This window comes from Pseudomonas sp. GT1P32, assembly GCF_054897805.1.
Genome location: NZ_CM142704.1, coordinates 6,250,720 through 6,263,703, shown reverse-complemented (window position 1 = coordinate 6,263,703; position 12,984 = coordinate 6,250,720). Strand labels below are relative to the sequence as shown.

Sequence of the window (12,984 nt, the reverse complement as noted above, 5' to 3'; positions counted from 1 at the left end):
CATTTCGCATGGGAGATGTTGACCGCGATGCGCACCATAAAAGTCGCAGGAAACTTAATTATTTCAAGGAGACCGGGATTGAGGTCCTACAAGGCGGGATTTTTTCTTACAAAACCTGAGGAATCGGCTCAATTGACCCACCCGTTTGATTGGTACACCTTGGTGGCTGCGGTTTATCAGTCATCAGCAGGAATTACAGGGACGTACCATGCAAAGCCATGACATCAGGTTACCGGGCATTCCGGTTGCACCACTCGCGGAAAGACGGGCCAAACAGCAAGCCGAATTCAATAAAAGCGCAATACCCACTGGAGAAGCCGAAATGGAACCTCGCGTCGTCGAACTGGAAACGCACCTCGAATACATCCGAAGAGACATGGATGAAGTCCGCAGTGACGTCAAATCGATCAAACACAGGCTTGCCTATTCCGCCGGTGGCACAGCCGTGGTGCTCGGCCTTCTGGGCTGGATCGCCAACAGTCGTTTCGACCAGGTCGTGGCACTCATCGCACATTAAGCGTCAGCCATCAACGCAAAACCCGGTTCGATCAACCGGGTTTGCGTGGCCAGCGTGAGGCAGGTATTAACCCAGAACTTCGCTCATCGGGATGAAATACACGCTGTCACCTTCGATCAGCGTACGATCCTCCAGTACTTCAACCAGACCATCGGCCCAAGCTGCGCTGCGCAGCACACCTGAACTCTGGTTTTTGTAGATGATCGCCCGGCCGTTTTCCAGACGTCCACGCAAGTACTCGCGTCGACTGCCGGCTTTGGGCCAGTTAAACCCCGCCGGCACCTGAAATTTCAGCGGCTCAACCACTTTTACGCCTTGGCGGCGCAATAGATAGGGCCTTGCCAACAAGGCAAAGGTCACCAGGGTCGACGCCGGGTTACCGGGTAAACCAATGACCGGAACCCCACGAAAATGTCCGAAGGTCAGAGGTTTGCCCGGTTTGATCGCGAGTTTCCACAATGTCAGCTCGCCCTCCTCCCGTAAGGCAATGCCCAGAAAATCGGCCTCACCCACCGATACGCCACCGGTCGAGAGGATCAGGTCGACGCTTGCCAAACTGGCAAGACGGACACGAGTGGTCTCGAGGTTATCCGGGAGAATACCGGCGTCGATCACCTCACAACCCAATCGCTGCAACCAGCTGCAGAGCAACACACGATTGCTGTTGTAGATCTGGCCAGGTCCCAGCGCCTTACCCGGTTCAACCAATTCATCACCGGTGGACAAAACGGCGACGCGAACTTTGCGAATCACCTCCAGCTCTGCGCATCCCAGTGAGGCAGCCAGGCCCTGCTCAATTGGCCCAAGCCGTGTGCCGGCTGGCAGAATCAGTTCACCGACGGTGGTTTCCTGGCCTTGTGGCCGGATGTTTTGCCCTGGCGCCAGGGCTTCGGTGAAACGGACTCGTTCATCCGCCTGGATTTCGGCGTTTTCCTGCATCTCGACGCAGTCGGCCCCAGCAGGAACCGGCGCGCCGGTGAAGATTCGCGCACAGGTGCCGGGCGTCAAAGGCTGCGGAGCGTTGCCTGCAAAAATCTTCTGGCTGACCACCAACGGCTCTCCCGTCCAGTCGGCCGCGCGCAACGCATAACCATCCATTGCACTGTTGGGCCACGGAGGAAGATCAAGCGTCGAGATCAGGTCATCGGCCAGAACACGACCCTCAACCTGCGCCAGGGGCAGGCGCTCACGCTCACGAATCGGCGTGGTTTCAGCCATTTCCAGCAAGCGCGCCAGTGCGACTTCGACAGCCATCAGGCTGCCTGTCTTGCCCGGCTTACCCACGGGATTCACAGGGCTGCGCCTGTTTCAGATGAGGCACGAAATTGCATGGGCGGTGCCGCGAATCCAGTTGCTCAGCGAGAATACCGTCCCAACCGGTTCGCACAGCGTTGGTCGAACCGGGCAAGCAGCAGACCAACGTGCCATTGGCCAAACCGGCCAAGGCGCGGGACTGAACAGTGGAGGAGCCAATATCCGCCACCGATATCTGCCGGAAAAGCTCGCCAAATCCATCGACCTGCTTGTCCAGCAGGCAGCTCACCGCTTCGGGCGTGCTGTCGCGCCCGGTGAATCCCGTGCCACCCGTGATCAGGACAACCTGCACCACATCGTCGGCAATCCAGTTGGCGACTTGCGCGCGGATTTTGTAGAGGTCATCTTTGAGCAGAACCCGAGAGGCCAGGTTATGGCCAGCAGCGATCAAGCGGTCAACGAAGACCTGGCCTGACGTGTCGGTTTCCAGAGTACGGGTATCGCTGACAGTCAGCACCGCGATGTTGAGCGGTGCGAAAGGTACATCAGCCTTGGCTTTCATAGGCTCGTCCAGTTGTAGGAGAAACAGCCCGGTGTTATATCACAGCGCCTCCTTTTTTCGCCGCCCCCATGGAGACCTGCCATGACCTCGAATACACATTTGCCACCCTGTTCCATTCTGCTCCTGGCAGGGGGGCGCGGCCAACGCATGGGCGGCCAGGACAAAGGGCTGATCGAGTGGCACGGCGAGCCACTGATCGCGCATTTGCATCGCAAGACCCGTCCGCTGAGCGATGACCTGATCATCTCCTGCAACAGGAACCTGGAAAAGTATGCGCCCTACGCCGACCAGTTGGTCCATGACGACGAAGGCGATTTCCCTGGTCCGTTGGCTGGCATGCGTGCAGGCCTGAAGGCCGCTCGTCATGCGAATCTGCTGGTATTGCCTTGTGACGTACCGCGCATCGATGCCGCGCTGCTCCACAGCATGCGCGAGACCGCCAGCCAGCATCCGGACAAACCGCTGATGCTGCGCCATGACGGACACTGGGAACCCTTGCTGTGCATCATTCCGGTTGCCCTGCGAGAAGCGTTCGAAAGTGCCTGGAATGACGGCGAACGCAGCCCGGGGCGCCTCATGCGCAAACTGGGCGCCACGGCGCTGCAGTGCCCCGACAACGATCCTCGCCTGGCCAACCTCAATACACCGGAACTGTTAAGTGCCCACAACACTGTGTCAGACTGACACGAGAATGAACTTGCGCGTGTCGCGAACGTCTCAAGCTCAGTTACCAAAAGAATTCATATTCGGAGACACACACATGACTCAACGGACCATCGCCGCTTTCATGCTCGCACTCGGCCTCGCGACCCTTGCCGGTTGCGCATCGCCTGCAGTGATCACCTTGAATGACGGTCGCGAAATCCAGGCTGTCGACGCGCCAAAATACGATAAGGAATCGGGCTTCTACGAATTTGAACAGTTGGACGGCAAACAAACCCGCGTCAACAAGGATCAAGTTCGTACCGTCAAAGAGCTGTAATCTTTGCGGCACCAACCGGATACAGAAAAGCCCGCTTTATGCGGGCTTTTTCGTGGCTGAAAAACAGCCATCACCATTGCAGGGTGATAGCGCTTTCGAAGTCTCTTTCCTCACCCGTGACCGGGTCCACAAACCGAAGCCCTTGTGCGAGCAACTTCAACGGATTGGCATAGTCGTCTTCGACATCCTTGAGCACTTGCGGATAGAACGGGTCATTGCAGATGCTGGCCCCCAGAGCCGTCATGTGCACCCGCAACTGATGTTTCTTGCCTGTCACCGGGTAAAGCGCATATCGCCAGAGATCGCCGTTCTTCTCCCTGACCTCGACGGCCGTCTCGGTATTGCTGGCGCCCGGCCCCTCTTGCATGCGAAAGAAAGGCTCGCCATCGACGAGCCGACTCTTATGGACCAAGGGAAAGGTCAGTTCCGGCAATGCCCTGGCAATAGCCTCGTAGCGCTTTTCGATCTGCCGCGTTGGAAACAACGACTGATACGCGGAACGGCTCTGAGGATTGGCTGAAAACAGCACCAGCCCCGCCGTATGCCGATCAATGCGATGCAACGGCACCAGGTGCGGGTTATCCAGTCGACGGATCAACCGTCGTAGCAGCGTCTGCTCGACATATTCACCCGCTGGCGTCACAGGCAGGAAATGCGGCTTGTCAGCCACCACAAGGTGCTCGTCCGCGTACAGAATCGACTCGACCACAGGGATCGGCTTTTCGTCCGGCACTTCCCGAAAGTAGTGAATCCGCAGGCCTTCCTTGTAAGGAAGATCAAGGGCGATTGGCGCACCGTGCCCGTCGAGGACGCGACCACGGGCGATTCGGTCCAGCCATTGCTCGCGACCGATGGCACTGAAGTGCTCGCACAGGCATTCAAGTACGGTCTGCCACGGGCCAGGCGGCAAGTAGAGCGTACTGGCCTGGCTGTGCGCGGCAGAAAAAGATGAAGTGGACATACGGAAGTTCTGACCCTCAATGCAGGGCGGCATTATCCAACAGAGGCCGGACCGAACCTAGCAGAGAATCCTCAGGCCGGAATCGACTGCGTGCGCGCCGCCGCTTCGGTGAACTCCTTGAGCCAGCGCAACACATCGACTGCCTCCCAGCGACCCGGATCGTAAAGTGCGTACAACAAGCCCTGATAGCCCACGACGTCCAACTGTCGGTGATAACCCGCGCGCTGGAACAGTGCTTCGATTTCAGCGAAACAGGTATTGAAATGCAGCTTGTTGAACGGCGTTTTTCCTTCCGTGACCAGGCCATCCAGACGCAACTCGAGGACGGCCTCACGCACTACGTCCACCGACATCCGGTTCACGCTGTTCTTCAACTGTTCGACATTGACCAAGATTCATCCCTCTGACTTCCGGGATCGCCTGCCTGAATCCGCAATAAAGCGAACACGACAGGTGATCGGCATAACTGTATGCACATACAGTAACCGAATAACCTCAATTTCGCCAATGACCGAAACAGGAACAGCGACGGATGGGAATCGCGAAAAATGTCGAGGTCAGCGCAGGAACGCCACGACCTGCTCGGCACCGAATGGCCAGCCCAGTTCAGCGCCGGTATCGACTCGCCGTAACACCGGAATACGCAGGCTGTAGGCTTCGAACCATGATTCATCGTCAGCGATATCCACCAGTTCGACCAGCAGACCGCGCTCGACAAATTCCATCAGCATGGCTTCGGCCACTTCGCAGAGATGGCACCCCAGGGTGCCGAAAAGCTGACATTCAGGAGGCATGAGCACAGAACCCGGTAAAGTGAGCGTTTATTCTAGGCCCGCGATCAGAAGCAGTCGAGCCAATGGCTCGGGCGCCTGAGCAACGGCGCATTTCAAAAGTTTTCGGCAACTCACTGACTCAAATCATTCAAGCACAATGTCACTTGCGCGATGCTCGCGGCTTTTTTGCCTCTACGCTTGAGTAGTCCGCGCCCCTGACCGGAGTTTTTTGTGTTCGCTAACCTGTTGATCATCCTCGCCTCCTCTCTGGTGGTGATTGCACTGTTCCAGCGCCTGCGCCTGCCACCGGTGCTGGGCTATCTGTGCGTGGGGTTGATGATCGGGCCGACCGCGTTCAACTGGGTCAATGAAAGCGAGGAGTTGCCCGACCTCGCCGAGCTGGGCGTGGTGTTCCTGCTGTTCTCCCTCGGGCTGGAGTTTTCACTGTCGAAAATGCTCGCGTTGCGCCACGTGGTGTTCCGGCTGGGCGGCCTGCAAGTACTGGTCACCGCGATACTGCTTGGGGGGGTGCTGATGTTGCTCGGCATGTCGATAACCCCTGCACTGCTGCTCGGCGCCGGTCTGTCGCTGTCGTCCACCGCCATTGTCAGCAAGGAACTGGGCAGTCTCGGCGAGATTTTCAGCAGCCACGGCCAGAACGCCATTGCGGTGTTGCTGTTCCAGGACGTCGTGGCGGTGTTGCTGCTGACCCTGGTGCCGGTGTTCGCCGGGAACAGCGATCAGGCCTGGTACTGGGCGTTACCTGTGACGCTCGGCAAGACCGTTGTGCTCTTCGTCGGCCTGCTGATGGCCAGTCGCTGGTTGCTGCCGCGGCTGTTCCATGAAGTGGCGGCCGCCCGCTCCGCCGAACTGTTTGTGCTACTGGCGCTGGTCATTGTGTTGCTGACCGCCTGGCTCACTCACCTGCTCGGTCTCTCCCCTGCCCTGGGGGCTTTTCTCGCCGGCATGCTGCTGGGGGAAAGTCATTACCGCCATCAAATCGAGGCCGATATCCGTCCGTTCCGCGACATTCTGCTCGGGGTGTTTTTCGTCAGCATCGGCATGTTGATCGACCTGCAGTTGTTCGCCAGCCACAGCCTGCTGATCCTCGCTCTGACCCTCGGTTTGCTGCTGATCAAAGGTTGCGTGGTCGCGCTGCTGGTCAAATGGCGCGGCAGCGATGTCGAAACCGCCTGGCGCAGTGGCCTGGCTTTGGCCCAGGGTGGCGAGTTCTGTTTTGCGCTGATGGCCCTGATGCAACAAAACAAAATGATGCCCGCCGACCTCGGCGGGCTGCTGCTGGCCGCGACCTTCTGCTCGATGCTGCTGACACCACTGTTGCTGCGTTCGGCGCCCCGCATCGCAACGCGTCTGCACCGCAAGCCCAACGAAGAAGCCAAACTCGACGAAATAAGCGCGCTTAACGCCGGATTGCACAGCCATGTGGTGATCTGTGGCTATGGTCGCGTCGGTCAGTCGATCGGGCGAGCGCTGCGCAATGCGCTGCAGCCCTATATTGCGCTGGACACCGATCCGGTGCGTGTCCAGGAAGCCGCCGTGGGTGAAACCTGTGTGCACTATGGCGACTCACGACGCGGTGAACTGCTGCAGGCGGTAGGACTGGCGCGCGCCAGGCTGCTGGTGATTGCCGTGGACCAGACCGATATCGCGTTACTGATTCTCCAGGAGGCGCGCCGATTAAACTCGACCGTTCCAATCCTGGTACGCACTCGGGACGACAGCCAACTGGCCGAGTTGAAAGCAGCCGGCGCCAGCGAAGTCGTGCCCGAATTACTGGAGTCGAGCCTGATGCTCGCCTCCCACGCGTTGATCATGCTGGGGATACCCGCGCATCAGGTCCAAGAGCGGGCAGACCAGATACGGCATGACCGCTATCGCCTGCTGCACGGTTTTTATCCCGGTGCCGACGATGAAGAAACCTGACTCAGTCCTGGCTCACGGCGCCGATCTTGTGCACCGACAGGTCCGCGCCGTAATACTCTTCTTCCTGACTCAGGCGCAGGCCATGGAACGCCTTGATCACGCCATACACGGTGAAGCCGCCGGCCAGCGCCACGGCCACCCCGAGGGAGGTTCCGATCAACTGACTGATCAGGCTCACCCCACCCAGACCACCCAAGGAGCTCTGACCGAAAATACCGCAGGCGATCCCGCCCCAGACACCGCACAGACCGTGCAACGGCCAGACACCCAATACGTCATCGATGTGCCATTTGCCTTGCGCAGCAGTAAAGCACCAGACAAACAGCGCCCCGGCGATGGCACCGGTCACCAGCGCGCCGACCGGGTGCATCAGATCGGAACCGGCGCAGATCGCCACCAGCCCGGCCAGTGGGCCGTTATGCAGAAAGCCCGGGTCATTGCGCCCGACGATCAGCGCCGCCACGGTGCCGCCCACCATGGCCATCAGCGAGTTCACCGCGACCAACCCGCTGACGCCCTGCAAGGTTTGCGCGCTCATCACGTTAAAACCGAACCAGCCCACGATGAGAATCCACGATCCCAGGGCCAGGAAGGGGATGCTCGACGGTGCGAACGCCACCAGGCGTCCCTCGCGATAGCGACCTTGCCTCGGCCCGAGCAACAACACCGCCGCCAGCGCCAGCCAGCCGCCCATGGCATGGACCACCACCGAGCCGGCGAAATCATGGAAGCTGGCACCAAAGCGTGCGAGCAACCAGGCCTGCAAGCCAAAGTTGCCGTTCCAGATCATGCCTTCGAAAAAGGGATAGACGAACGCCACGATCAACGCTGTCGCACACAACTGCGGAACGAACCGGGCGCGCTCGGCGATGCCGCCGGAAATGATTGCCGGTATGGCTGCGGCGAACGTCAGCAGAAAGAAAAATTTCACCAGGCCATAGCCATGATCGGCATTGATCACCGCCGCCGGTTGCATGAAGGTGACCCCGTAGGAAATCCAGTAGCCTATAAAGAAGTAGGCAAGGGTCGAAATGGCGAAGTCGCTGAGGATCTTCGACAAGGCGTTGACCTGGTTCTTCTGTCGAACCGTGCCGACTTCGAGAAAGGCAAAACCGGCGTGCATGGCCAAGACCATGACTGCACCGATCAGAATGAACAACGTGTTGGAGCTATGGACCAGACTGTCCACAGCGCTTTGCAGATTTTCCATGGAGTTGGCAGACCTGAAGGCTAAAAAAGCACCAAAGCAGTTCGCGCAGACAATTCATGCACCAAGTTGCAACTTCGCTGGATCAGTCCATTGATCCCGATGAGTCACTTTGGCGCACAAGGTTGGAACCTTTGCGCGAGGTTTCATTATTTGAGATAAGGTTTTGCTCGATTCTTGCCCAGCAACAGCGCAAACACGCGGGCTGACGCACCACGACATAGCAAAAGTTGTACCAGTCATTTGTACTGAACCTTCGCGCAAGGCTCATACTCGAACGCAACAGAAGCCACTTACGGAGATCACCAATGGCCAGCATCAAGGCAAAGACTGCTCAAGAAATCCTGATGAACGACTTTCAGACCCTGGTCAGCGACACCGAGCGGTTGCTGGAACACACCGCCACATTGGCCGGCGATCAGGCGGATGAATTGCGCGAGCAGATCCACGACAGCCTGCTGCGTGCACGCGAAACCTTGAAACTGACTGAAGACTCCCTGCGCGAACGCGGCAAGGCCGCCGTCACCGCCACTGAAGACTATGTTCAGGCCAACCCATGGCAATCGGTCGGGATCGCGGCCGGCGTGGGTTTCCTGATCGGTCTGCTGGCAACACGGCGCTGATTATGGCGATCGGTGAATCCGGCTCGTCCGCGACGGGCCCAAGCTCCTCATCGCGGCGCCTGGGTGCCGCTTTCCTTGGACTGCTGCACAGCCATGTCGAACTGTTCGGCATCGAATTGCAGGAACAAAAAGCCCGCACCGTCAGCCTGTTGCTGTTCGCAGGCCTGGCGCTGGTGTTTGCCTTGCTGTTGCTGGTGGGGTTGTCGACGCTGGTATTGATCCTGTTTTGGGACACCTATCGCCTGCCCGCCATCATCGGGCTCTGCGTGTTCTATACCCTCGCGGCCATCTTCTGCGCGATGCGCTTGAGAGCAGCGGTTTTCGATGAGTCCTCGCCTTTCAATGGCACCCTGGAAGAACTGGCCAACGATCGGGAGCGCCTGCTGCCATGAGCCTGCCTGAACTGCCTCACAACAGCTCGCGCACGGAAATGCGCAAGGCGCTGATCCGTTTGCGCATGGAGATGCATCGCCAGGAAATCCGTCACGAATCCGCGCAGCTGCTGCAACCCTTGCAACGTGTGCGCGGGATGACGCAAAACCTGCAAGACGGCTTCGGCATCAAGCACGCCCCGCTCTGGGGCGTAGCGGCCGTGACCCTGCTGGGCTTTTTGACCGGCAAGGGTGCCAAGAGCGGTGGCGTCAGCAGCCTGACTCGACTGGTTCGGCTAGGCACCACGCTGGGGCCGCTGATCAAGCTGATCCTGCAAGGCAACTCGCCCAAACACTGAAGCCAATAGCTGGCTGCATTCTTGCAGCATCACCGGGATGAACCTCTTTATCGAGGGGTTCAAACCTGCGCGCCTACCCGGCATCAGGTTTAATCCAAAAACAAGACCTTACTAAGGAGGCCTCGTGATCGACGGGCAACCGCTCGCCTGCTTTCAGCCGTTCATCGATACCGCCACCGGCCGTATCGCCGGCGTCGAAGCACTGGGCCGACTGCGTCAGGCCGACGGTCAATTGGCCTCGGTGGGGCCACTGTTCGCCGACCCGAGAACACCCGCCATCGCCCTGCGTCGCCTGGACCGCCAGATCCGCGATAACGCCCTGAGCCGTTTGCATGAAGCGCCCCCGGAGTGGTTTCTCAGCCTGAACATGTCACCGCGCTGGATCAGTCGCTTGCGTGCGGACCAGGCACTGCCGAGCCTCAAGCAATTGAGCCGGCACGGCGTCGACCCGCAGCGAATCGTGTTCGAGATCACCGAACTGGGCGGCGACATCCAGCGTCTGGCCGACGTGGTAGCGCGATACCGACAAGCCGGTGCGCGAATCGCCATCGATGATTTCGGTGCCGGTTACTCACAGCTTGATCGCGTGCTGGCCCTGCAACCGGACATTCTCAAGCTCGACATGCGACTGTTCCAGGCCGCGGCGTTGGGCGGTCCCAGCAGCGACGTGGTCAAGGCCCTGGCGCAAATGGCGGAAAAAACCGGCTGCTGGATCATTGCCGAAGGGGTGGAAACCGAGGCTCAACTGAATTTTGCCCTGGAGTGCGGATCGCGCTATGTGCAGGGTTTTCTGTTCGCCCGCGCGCAAGCAGACTTCTTCGCCACCGACGCCTTCGTCGAGCGCTTCGCCCAGCTGCGTCAGCGCTATGTACAGCAAAAACTGGCTGAGCGCGGTCGCCTGATGATCATGCGCCAGCAACTTTGCGAGCTGATGGCGATTCTGCAAGCCTGGGCCCAGGCCAGTGCGCCGCTCAGCGCATTGCCACAATTGGACGCCTTTCCCTGGCTCTTGCGTTTCTATCAATGCGACCGCCACGGCACCCAACTGACACCCAACCTCGAATGGCGCAACAGCGGCTGGGAAGCCGACGATCGCTACCTGGGCCATAACTGGTCATGGCGTCCGTACTTTTATCATCTGCTGGCGGAGGGTTGGGATGAGCGCCGACTGACGCTTTCCAACACTTACCGCGACGCCACCAGCAACCAGTACTGCCTCACCGCCGGGCAATTTTTCGCCAACGGCGAGCGACTGCTGCTCATCGACATCGACGCTGCGGGGCTGTAGTTCCGCTTGCAGGTCCTGACGCGAACCGGGAAGCTTAAGGCATCAGTCACCTGACGGAGAGAATCAGCCTTGGATTGGCAAACCCTGCTTACCCGCGAACGCCTCGGAAAGCCGCTGCACAGCCCGGAAGAACTCGGCCGCAGCCCTTTCCACAAAGACCACGACCGCATCATTTTCTCGGGAGCGTTTCGCCGTCTCGGACGCAAGACCCAGGTCCATCCGGTCACCAGCAACGATCACATCCACACGCGCCTGACCCACTCGCTGGAAGTCAGTTGCGTCGGCCGCTCGCTGGGCATGCGTGTCGGCGAAACCATCCGCAGCGCCCTGCCCGACTGGTGCGAACCCAGCGACCTGGGCATGGTGGTGCAATCCGCTTGCCTGGCCCACGACATCGGCAACCCGCCCTTCGGCCACTCCGGCGAAGACGCGATCCGTCACTGGTTCCAACAGGCTGCCGGCCGCGGCTGGCTGGATGCAATGAGCGAAGCCGAACGCAATGACTTCCTCAACTTCGAAGGCAACGCCCAAGGTTTTCGGGTGCTCACGCAGCTTGAGTACCATCAGTTCGATGGCGGTACCCGGCTGACTTACGCCACGCTGGGCACTTACCTGAAATACCCATGGACGGCCATGCACGCCGATTCGCTGGGTTACAAGAAGCACAAATTCGGCTGCTATCAGAGTGAACTGCCGCTGCTGGAGCAGATCGCTCATAAACTTGGCCTTCCGCAACTCGAAGAGCAGCGCTGGGCCCGCCATCCGCTGGTTTATCTGATGGAGGCCGCCGATGACATCTGCTACGCACTGATCGATCTGGAAGACGGTCTGGAAATGGAGTTGCTGGAGTACGCTGAAGTCGAGTCCCTGTTGCTGGACCTGGTCGGCGACGATCTGCCGGAAACCTATCGCCTGCTCGGCCCGCGTGATTCGCGGCGACGCAAACTGGCGATCCTGCGCGGCAAAGCCATCGAACACCTGACCAACGCCGCCGCCCGCGCTTTTGTCGAGCAACAGGATGCATTGCTGGCCGGTACACTGCCTGGTGATCTGGTGGAGCACATGCACGGTCCAGCCAAGCGTTGCGTACTGAATGCCAAGGACATGGCGCGCAAGAAAATCTTTCAGGACAAGCGCAAGACCCTGCACGAAATCGGTGCCTATACCACGCTGGAAATCCTGCTCAACGCCTTCTGCGGCGCAGCCCTGGAACAGCACAACGGGCGGGCGCCTTCGTTCAAGAGCCGTCGCATCCTCGATTTGCTGGGTAACAACGCGCCAGACCCTCACGGGCCATTGCACACGTCGTTCCTGCGCATGATTGACTTCATCGCCGGCATGACCGACAGCTATGCCAGCGAAATGGCCCTGGAGATGACCGGACGTTCGAGCCAATGACGAGAGCAGGTTGATCAGCCATTACGCCGCCTGAAATGGCTGATCAGCCTCCCAATGTCCGAGTGCACTCAACGTCCGCTGAATTGCCCTACACCTCACGTCGAGCAAGCTGATCGATTACTCGGAATACTCGCGAAATAATCACGCGCCCCAGAGACGAAGCGTGAGTAACTCCATGTTCAAAGACGACCTGCGCATCCTGCTGGTGGAAGATCATCCCTTTCAACTCAGGGCAACTCAGTACCTGCTTGAAAGTTACGGCTTCACTCAACTGACCACCACCGACAGTGCCAAAGGCGCGTTGCAGCAAATGTTCAGGTCTGTGCAACCGTTCGATATTCTATTGTGCGATCAATGTTTGCCCGACCTTCCCGGACTTGATCTTGTCCAGTTCGCCAGTCAGCGAGGAATGATCAGGTGGGCCATACTGCTAAGCAGCCTGAGTTGTACAGAACTTGATGAACTTGAGAAAACAGCCAACAAACGCGGACTGCCCTTACTTGGCTATTTGATCAAACCATTGAAACAATCCGAATTCAGAAATCTATTGACCTTGGCCTCATTATAAAAACAGCACAACAGCAATAACTGTTTATCGACACACAACTTGAAAACAACAAACAAAAACTTCCAACAGGCTGACTGATCACACGCAACTTCCAGCCATCTTCATTAAAAACCTAGTTGATTCGTAGCCCCTTTCCTATTCGCTTGTAGGATTATTCCTATATTGCTGCTTGAGGTC

Annotated in this window: 16 protein-coding genes; 10 read left to right on the top strand and 6 right to left on the bottom strand. The window is 58.7% G+C overall.

All coding sequences use genetic code 11. The features are described from left to right. Positions 1 to 208 precede the first annotated feature (208 nt). Positions 209 to 517 (top strand): hypothetical protein, encoded by a 309-nt coding sequence (locus ACYZUC_RS28730; RefSeq protein WP_461991963.1) that lies wholly within the window; start codon positions 209 to 211, stop codon positions 515 to 517. A 66-nt stretch (positions 518 to 583) separates the two neighbouring features. Here ACYZUC_RS28730 and ACYZUC_RS28725 read toward each other — a convergent pair whose 3' ends face one another. Both ACYZUC_RS28725 and moaB read right to left on the bottom strand, forming a co-directional pair. Continuing rightward, positions 584 to 1,771: a molybdopterin molybdotransferase MoeA gene (locus ACYZUC_RS28725; RefSeq protein WP_461996779.1), complete on the bottom strand. Its 1,188-nt coding sequence runs from the start codon at positions 1,769 to 1,771 to the stop codon at positions 584 to 586. 22 nt (positions 1,772 to 1,793) lie between these two features. After that, positions 1,794 to 2,333: a molybdenum cofactor biosynthesis protein B gene (gene moaB / locus ACYZUC_RS28720; RefSeq protein ID WP_008030315.1), complete on the bottom strand. Its 540-nt coding sequence runs from the start codon at positions 2,331 to 2,333 to the stop codon at positions 1,794 to 1,796. Positions 2,334 to 2,414: 81 nt separating this feature from the next. Here moaB and mobA point away from each other — a divergent pair, with 81 nt between their 5' ends. Then, positions 2,415 to 3,017: a molybdenum cofactor guanylyltransferase MobA gene (gene mobA, locus ACYZUC_RS28715; RefSeq protein WP_461991961.1), complete on the top strand. Its 603-nt coding sequence runs from the start codon at positions 2,415 to 2,417 to the stop codon at positions 3,015 to 3,017. Between the two features lie 76 nt (positions 3,018 to 3,093). Then, positions 3,094 to 3,315, top strand: a complete 222-nt coding sequence (locus ACYZUC_RS28710) for a YgdI/YgdR family lipoprotein (protein WP_461991959.1) — start codon at positions 3,094 to 3,096, stop codon at positions 3,313 to 3,315. 70 nt (positions 3,316 to 3,385) lie between these two features. Here ACYZUC_RS28710 and ACYZUC_RS28705 read toward each other — a convergent pair whose 3' ends face one another. The 3 genes from ACYZUC_RS28705 to ACYZUC_RS28695 all read right to left on the bottom strand — a co-directional run bounded on the left by ACYZUC_RS28705 (position 3,386) and on the right by ACYZUC_RS28695 (position 5,070). Beyond that, positions 3,386 to 4,276 (bottom strand): pseudouridine synthase, encoded by an 891-nt coding sequence (locus ACYZUC_RS28705; RefSeq protein WP_032828803.1) that lies wholly within the window; start codon positions 4,274 to 4,276, stop codon positions 3,386 to 3,388. Between the two features lie 71 nt (positions 4,277 to 4,347). Continuing rightward, the gene (locus ACYZUC_RS28700) at positions 4,348 to 4,668 is read right to left on the bottom strand and encodes a transcriptional regulator (RefSeq protein WP_192227859.1); all 321 of its coding nucleotides are present in this window, start codon (positions 4,666 to 4,668) and stop codon (positions 4,348 to 4,350) included. 165 nt (positions 4,669 to 4,833) lie between these two features. Beyond that, complete coding sequence (locus ACYZUC_RS28695; protein ID WP_192227860.1) at positions 4,834 to 5,070, bottom strand: glutaredoxin family protein; 237 nt, start codon at positions 5,068 to 5,070, stop codon at positions 4,834 to 4,836. 210 nt (positions 5,071 to 5,280) lie between these two features. On the opposite strand from ACYZUC_RS28695, the gene ACYZUC_RS28690 reads away from it, so the two are divergent. Continuing rightward, positions 5,281 to 6,993, top strand: a complete 1,713-nt coding sequence (locus ACYZUC_RS28690) for a cation:proton antiporter (RefSeq protein ID WP_461991956.1) — start codon at positions 5,281 to 5,283, stop codon at positions 6,991 to 6,993. Between the two features lies 1 nt (position 6,994). Here ACYZUC_RS28690 and ACYZUC_RS28685 read toward each other — a convergent pair whose 3' ends face one another. After that, positions 6,995 to 8,203: an ammonium transporter gene (locus ACYZUC_RS28685; protein WP_461991955.1), complete on the bottom strand. Its 1,209-nt coding sequence runs from the start codon at positions 8,201 to 8,203 to the stop codon at positions 6,995 to 6,997. A gap of 305 nt (positions 8,204 to 8,508) precedes the next feature. On the opposite strand from ACYZUC_RS28685, the gene ACYZUC_RS28680 reads away from it, so the two are divergent. The 6 genes from ACYZUC_RS28680 (at position 8,509) to ACYZUC_RS28655 (ending at position 12,807) form a co-directional block, all read left to right on the top strand. Continuing rightward, positions 8,509 to 8,823: an ElaB/YgaM/YqjD family protein gene (locus ACYZUC_RS28680; protein WP_008030332.1), complete on the top strand. Its 315-nt coding sequence runs from the start codon at positions 8,509 to 8,511 to the stop codon at positions 8,821 to 8,823. Positions 8,824 to 8,825: 2 nt separating this feature from the next. Further along, entirely contained in the window at positions 8,826 to 9,215 is a 390-nt protein-coding gene (locus ACYZUC_RS28675; RefSeq protein WP_461991952.1) for a phage holin family protein, read from the top strand. Then, positions 9,212 to 9,553: a hypothetical protein gene (locus ACYZUC_RS28670; protein ID WP_008044376.1), complete on the top strand. Its 342-nt coding sequence runs from the start codon at positions 9,212 to 9,214 to the stop codon at positions 9,551 to 9,553. Before ACYZUC_RS28675 ends, ACYZUC_RS28670 begins: the two co-directional genes overlap by 4 nt. A 124-nt stretch (positions 9,554 to 9,677) precedes the next feature. After that, the gene (locus tag ACYZUC_RS28665; RefSeq protein WP_461991950.1) at positions 9,678 to 10,841 is read left to right on the top strand and encodes an EAL domain-containing protein; all 1,164 of its coding nucleotides are present in this window, start codon (positions 9,678 to 9,680) and stop codon (positions 10,839 to 10,841) included. Positions 10,842 to 10,910: 69 nt separating this feature from the next. Beyond that, positions 10,911 to 12,239, top strand: a complete 1,329-nt coding sequence (locus tag ACYZUC_RS28660; RefSeq protein WP_461991948.1) for a deoxyguanosinetriphosphate triphosphohydrolase — start codon at positions 10,911 to 10,913, stop codon at positions 12,237 to 12,239. Positions 12,240 to 12,414: 175 nt separating this feature from the next. Continuing rightward, entirely contained in the window at positions 12,415 to 12,807 is a 393-nt protein-coding gene (locus ACYZUC_RS28655; RefSeq protein ID WP_461991946.1) for a response regulator, read from the top strand. Positions 12,808 to 12,984 lie beyond the last annotated feature (177 nt).